This is a genomic window from Desulfofundulus sp. (assembly GCF_049701015.1).
Taxonomy (GTDB): Bacteria; Bacillota; Desulfotomaculia; order Desulfotomaculales; family Desulfovirgulaceae; genus Desulfofundulus.
In genome coordinates, this window is sequence record NZ_JBNATZ010000164.1 from 1 (window position 1) to 5,643 (window position 5,643).

Consider the following 5,643-nt stretch of genomic DNA (forward strand, 5'->3'; position numbering starts at 1 on the left):
TTTTGCGCACCCGCACATCCGTAACAACCACTCCCTCACCACCTTCCTCAAACCCCAGATTGACTTAATAACCGGGCAGCGTTGACCCAAAAACCCCACCCGATACCTGTAACCTGAATTCTCCATGAAAGGCAAAAGTTCCTTCATTTTTCCAGTTCGTTTAAAAAATTTTTCCCTATATTCTATATCCGTTCCACCCCGTACCCTTCCCGGGAGAGAGCAGACATGATCTTCTCTATGTGCTCCACGTCACTGGTTTCCAGCAGCAATTCGACCTCCGCCTGTTTTAAAGGTACCTGGGGCTTAATACGGTCGTGGTTAATGGAAATTACGTTGGCCCGCACGTCAGCCAGCACAGCCAGCAGGCGCTGCAAACTACCAGGTTGGTCCGTAACCACGGTGCGGAGGCGGATGATGCGGCCCGACTTGACAAGTCCGCGTTCAATGATGATGGACAGAATATTGACGTCGATGTTCCCCCCGCTTAAGACCAGGACAACTTTCTTGGCGGGTAAAGACACATGCCCGTGCAAAAGGGCCGCCAGGGGCACCGCTCCGGCCCCCTCGACTACAATTTTGGAACGTTCCAGGAGCATCAAAATAGCACGTGAAATTTCTTCATCGTCAACCAGCACTATATCGTCCAGATAACGGCGCATAATCTCCAGGGTGAACTCACCCGGGCGGCGTACACTGATGCCGTCGGCGATGGTGGCTGTAGAGGTCAGTTCCCGCCGGTCGCCGCCTTTGAGGGAAAGATAAACTGCCGGTGCTCCCCGCGACTGGATACCAATTACACGAACCCGCGGGTTCAAGGACTTGACGGCCACCGCAATACCAGAAATCAGCCCACCTCCGCCAACGGGTACCAGCACGGCGTCCAGGTCGGGCAACTCGTCCATCAGCTCCAGACCTATGGTACCCTGACCCGCCGCGACCATGGGATCGTCAAAGCCGTGGACCAGGGTGGCCCCGGTTTCCTTTTGCATCTGGCATGCATATTCAAAAGCCTCGTCATAACCTCCCCCCGCCAGGACGACCCGGCCACCGTAACCCCGGGTGGCCACAACCTTGGAAATGGGAGCCCCCTCCGGCATGACCACCACCGAGCGGATCCCGGCCTTCGTAGCTGCATAGGCCACCCCCTGGGCATGGTTTCCGGCGGAAGCGGCAATCACACCCCGGTCCCGTTCTTCAGGAGTTAAAGACATGATCTTGTTATAAGCGCCACGGATTTTAAAAGAGCCAGTTTTCTGGAGGTTCTCCAGTTTGAAATAAACCTCGCTGCCTGTAAGCCGCGAAAAGGTTGTAGAATGGTCCAGTGGGGTGGGGTGAATAACACCAGCCAGTCGCTTTCTGGCTTCCCGGATCATATCCAGGTTCAGGGAAAGAGGCATAAAAAACACATCCTTTGTCTCACGAAGCCTGTTGGAGAGTTCTGGTAACCAGAGCCAGATCCACGGGTTTATCCACATCAACGCCCACTTCCGGGTAGTGACTGATTACCACTACCCCGCGGATGCCCAGCAGGCGGGAGACCCGTGCCTGGGCTTCCTCGAGCGTAACCCGGTGCAAAAGAAAGCGAAACAAAAAACTGAGGCCTACCAGGCGGCACAGGCGCAGGGGACTTTTCCGGGCGTCCACCAGCTGCTGCCCCAGGGGCAAACAGCGGGAGACCACTTCCGGATTGAGCAAAAACAGGTTGCCCCCGGTGAAAACACCTTCTTTAAGGCTGACGTAGGTGCGCCGCACAGGGACAGCAAACCGTCTTTCCACAACCTCCTTCGGCACAATGGGGTAATACAGATCCGCATCCTGACCCTTACAGAGTTCGAGGAAATCTTCAATAGCCCGGGGAGTAATCAGGGGGATGTCGGAGCTGACCAGCAGCACGCGGTGCGTACCCGGCAATTCTTCCAGTCCCCGCTGGACGTTCTCCAGGAGACCGCTACCTGCCGGAACAACACGCACCCGGTCGTCTTTGAGTTGATTCACCAGCTCGTGCCTGGGCCCCACTACCACAATCCGGTCAACCCCCCTGGCCCGGATTAATGCTTCTACCACATATTGGACCATCGTTTTGGAGCCAATGGGAATGAGCGCCTCATAGGGTACCGGACTGCATTCCTTGAGCGGCCCGTTATTGGGACTGCCGGCCAGAACCACTGCATCCACCATTATCTCTTTGCCTCCCCCAGAGCGTTCAAAAGGCTCTGTTCGGCATTTTCGATATGTTCCCGCGCCAGGATCTGGGCCAGCTCCACGTTGCGCTCGCTGATGGCCTCCACAATCTGCTTGTGTTCTTCAAGCGCATGTTTGGTCCGCCCCGGCTGGGCCAGCGAAGTGGCACGGAAGCGTTGAATTTGATCCGCCAGGTTGGTGATTATCTGGATCAGTCTTTCGTTCCGGCTGGCTTTATAGATGAGCTCATGGAACCTGGTATCGGTTTCGACCAGTGCGTCCAGGTCCTGACTGCTGACTTCGTAAGTTTTGACCAGTGCGCGTTCCAGTTCTTCGAGTTCCTCATCGGTTATCCGCTCAGCGGCCAGGCCGGCGGCCAGCGCTTCCAGGGCCGCCCGCACTTCAAAGACATCGACAATATCCTTTACCGAAATACCCGCCACATAGGCTCCCTTGCGGGGCACCATGACCACAAAACCTTCCAGCTCCAGCTTCCGGATGGCCTCCCGCACGGGAGTGCGGCTAACCCCCATTTCTTCCGCCAGCTGGATTTCCATCAACCGTTCCCCGGGTTTCAGACGGCCCTGGATAATTGCTTCCCGCAAGGATTCAAAAACCAGTTCCCTCAAAGGCTTATAGTTATCAAGTTTAATCGGAACGAGCCTCGTATTTTCCATGGCCGCCACCCCTTTTTATGGTCATAACACTTATATTTTACCTGCTGCCGTCAATTACTGCAAGTTTTAACGCATGGTCGCAAAAACGGGTGTGTAAAATCCGTCCCAGCCCGGGGTCGAGCCGCCCGGCCACCCGGCAGGCCTCCTCTTCATCCCGGCAGAGGCCAAAAACGGTAGGGCCGCTGCCGCTCATGACGACCCCCAGTGGGCCGGCCGCCTTCAGGGCTGCCTTCACTGCGGAAACCTGTGGATAAAGGGCGGTGGTAACCGGCTCCAGTATATTCCCCAACCGGGCGGCTACCGCAGGTATATCCCGACGCTCGACAGCAGCAACCATGGCAGCGGTATCGGGATGGACACCGGGCAGGAGACGGTCGTATGCCCGGTAAATTTGAGCCGTGGACACAGCCAGTGGTGGGGTGACCATAACCACTCCCACAGGAGGAAGGGGTTTTAAAGGGGTAAGCAATTCACCTTTTCCCCGGGCCAGAACAGTACCCCCTGTAAGGCAAAAGGGTACGTCGGCCCCCAGCTTCGCACCCAGATCTATCAGTTCTCCCCGGTCCAAACCAAGGGACCAGAGTTGATTTAAAGCCGCCAGGGTGGCTGCCGCATCGGCGGAACCACCACCCAGGCCGGCCGCAACCGGGATATTTTTAGAAAGAAAAATATGTACTCCCCGGCGACACCCGGTTACCCTTTGTAAAAGCTCCGCCGCCCGGTAGACCAGATTTTCCGGACCGGCTGGTACGAGGGGGCTGTCGGTCTGGAACTCAATACCCTGCGGGCGAAGGGAAAAAAATAGCCGGTCACACAGAGCAATGCTCTGCATCACCGTTTCCAGCTCGTGGTAACCGTCGGGTAAAAGACCCGTAATGTCCAGGGTAAGGTTTATCTTGGCACGGGCCAGCACTTCCAGCACGGGCATAATCTCCCTTTCGGTGTGAATGTTCAGCCAAACAGTCACCAACCACCGCGTTTGGTAAATGTTTGACTTCCGGTTTTAAACTATAGGTTTACGTCGCCGGGAGAATATTTTCCTGCAGCCCGCTCCCGTCTTTTTCACTGTAGCCCAGTTGCCGGCGCGCGCGAAACAACTCTACGGCTTTAACCACCGTATCCAGCTTTTCGTAGAAAATGGCCACCGTATCGCCGGGCTCCGCCGTTAGAAGGGCCCGGAGCACCGCCTCTCCTTCGGGTAAAATCACCCTGATTCTCTCCGGGTGCATACCCGCATCCACCGCACCTTCCTGCAGGATGGCGGCCACTTCCCCGGGCCGCCGCCCGCGCAGGTCGGCATCTTCTTTGATCACCAGGGCTGAAAAACCCCGGCCGGCAATGCGGCCCACCTCTTTAATTTGCTCGTCCAGGCGGTCCCCAGGCACGCCGATGACACCAATCAACCGGCCTTTGAAGTGCCGCAACACATTAACCATGCTCAGGTAACCGGCGGCGTTATGAGCGTAATCAATCACCACCCGGATGCCCTGCACATCCAGGATATTCAACCGGCCGGGGTTTTGTTCCAGGTTGCAGTGGAAGCTCTCAAGGCCGGCCCGGATGTGCTCCAGGGCTATACCCAGACCCAGACAGGCCGCAGCTGCCGCCAGTGCATTCTGGATGTTGTGGCGGGCAAGGCCTCCCAGGGAGGCGGGCAGCCGGCGCACTGAGAGCAACCGGCGGACCTGCTGGCCACGGGCTGCCACCAGCATACCGTTCTTCACAAATACGGCTGTCCCACCGGCACCCAGGTGGCGGCGCACGGTGATGTTGTCGGGCACCAGGGAGAAATAAATGATCTCGCCCCGAACCCGGCCTGCCATGGCCAGTACATGAGGGTCATCGGCATTGAGGACCGCAAAACCGTTTTTACGCACGGTTTCCACCACCAGGGATTTTACGTCGGCGAGGTCCTCCAGCGTCTCGACCCCGTCCTGACCCAGGTGATCCCCGCTGATGTTGGTGACCACCCCCACGTCACTTCCCTCGTAGCCCAGGCCGGCCCTCAGGATGCCGCCCCGGGCCGTTTCCAGCACGGCCACGTCGACCTCCGGTTCCGCCAGCACCAGTCTGGCGCTGACCGGCCCCGTAGTATCTCCGGCGAGCACCCGCTCCCCGCCAATATAAATGCCATCGCTCGTAGTCATGCCCACCACCAGGCCGGCCCGGGCTAAAATGGCCCCGATCATCCGGGTGGTGGTGGTCTTGCCGTTGGTACCCGTCACAGCCACAACCGGAATACGGGAGGGTGTACCGGGAGGGAAGAGGTGGTCCACAATGGCCGCTCCCACTTCCCGGGACTCACCCTCCACCGGGTGGGTATGCATGCGCAACCCGGGGGCGGCGTTCACCTCGATTACCGCTCCACCCTGCTCCTCGAGGGGGCGGCCGATATCCTCAGCCACCACGTCGATGCCTGCCACGTCCAGACCGGTAAGGCGGGCCACCCTTACGGCCAACCGGGCATTGGACGGGTGCACCTGCTCCGTGACGTCCACAGCGGTCCCGCCGGTGCTGAGGTTGGCGCTGTCCCGCAGGTAAACAACCTGCCCTTCACCGGGCACATCCCGGGGCGTGAAGCCCTGGCGGGCAAGGCAGGCCACGGCCACCGCATCCAGGGGGATCCTGGACAGGGGCCTGCCGTGCCCCTCACCACGCTGCGGGTCCCGGTTAACCTCCTCCACCAGTTCGCGGACGGTGCGCCGCCCATCCCCCACCACCCGGGGGGGCAGGCGCAGTGACGCGGCCACCATCCGACCGTTCACCACTAAAAGGCGGTACTGCC

Annotated in this window: 5 protein-coding genes; all 5 read right to left on the minus strand. The window is 58.9% G+C overall.

The features are described from left to right. Nucleotides 1–182: 182 nt before the first annotated feature. On the minus strand, nt 183–1,397 hold the full coding sequence (gene ilvA / locus ACPLUI_RS10225; RefSeq protein WP_424660162.1) for a threonine ammonia-lyase: 1,215 nt from the start codon (nt 1,395–1,397) through the stop codon (nt 183–185). 19 nt (nt 1,398–1,416) lie between these two features. Further along, complete coding sequence (locus ACPLUI_RS10230) at nt 1,417–2,178, minus strand: nucleotidyltransferase family protein (protein ID WP_424660163.1); 762 nt, start codon at nt 2,176–2,178, stop codon at nt 1,417–1,419. Continuing rightward, nucleotides 2,178–2,858 (minus strand): GntR family transcriptional regulator, encoded by a 681-nt coding sequence (locus ACPLUI_RS10235; protein WP_424660164.1) that lies wholly within the window; start codon nt 2,856–2,858, stop codon nt 2,178–2,180. Before ACPLUI_RS10235 ends, ACPLUI_RS10230 begins: the two co-directional genes overlap by 1 nt. 37 nt (nt 2,859–2,895) lie before the next feature. Beyond that, nucleotides 2,896–3,825 carry a 4-(cytidine 5'-diphospho)-2-C-methyl-D-erythritol kinase gene (ispE, locus tag ACPLUI_RS10240; RefSeq protein ID WP_424660165.1) on the minus strand — a complete coding sequence of 310 codons (930 nt, stop codon included), beginning with the start codon at nt 3,823–3,825 and terminating at the stop codon, nt 2,896–2,898. Nucleotides 3,826–3,874: 49 nt separating this feature from the next. Next, on the minus strand, nt 3,875–5,643 hold a 1,769-nt coding region (gene cphA / locus ACPLUI_RS10245; RefSeq protein WP_424660166.1), incomplete at its 5' end, for a cyanophycin synthetase.

What these genes read in the sequence shown, in the direction of transcription:
- ACPLUI_RS10230 (WP_424660163.1), bottom strand. Translation starts at nt 2,178, where the DNA reads ATGGTGGATGCAGTGGTTCTGGCCGGCAGTCCCAATAACGGGCCGCTC.
- ACPLUI_RS10235 (WP_424660164.1), bottom strand. Translation starts at nt 2,858, where the DNA reads ATGGAAAATACGAGGCTCGTTCCGATTAAACTTGATAACTATAAGCCT.
- ilvA (WP_424660162.1), bottom strand. Translation starts at nt 1,397, where the DNA reads ATGCCTCTTTCCCTGAACCTGGATATGATCCGGGAAGCCAGAAAGCGA.